A 357-nucleotide genomic window follows, 5' to 3' on the forward strand; every position below is an offset into this window, starting at 1 on the left:
CGTACTCCCCAGGCGGAGTGCTTAATGCGTTAACTTCAGCACTAAGGGGCGGAAACCCCCTAACACCTAGCACTCATCGTTTACGGCGTGGACTACCAGGGTATCTAATCCTGTTTGCTCCCCACGCTTTCGCTCCTCAGCGTCAGTTACAGACCAGAGAGTCGCCTTCGCCACTGGTGTTCCTCCACATATCTACGCATTTCACCGCTACACGTGGAATTCCACTCTCCTCTTCTGCACTCAAGTTCCCCAGTTTCCAATGACCCTCCACAGTTGAGCTGTGGGCTTTCACATCAGACTTAAGAAACCGCCTACGAGCCCTTTACGCCCAATAATTCCGGACAACGCTTGCCCCCT

At 53.5% G+C, this 357-nt stretch carries 1 rRNA gene; it reads right to left on the minus strand.

Annotated elements, in window-relative coordinates:
* A 16S ribosomal RNA gene (locus tag CHH48_RS19185) occupies positions 1 to 357 on the minus strand; the annotation flags it as partial.

The organism is Terribacillus saccharophilus (genome assembly GCF_002272075.1).
GTDB lineage: Bacteria > Bacillota > Bacilli > Bacillales > Amphibacillaceae > Terribacillus > Terribacillus saccharophilus_A.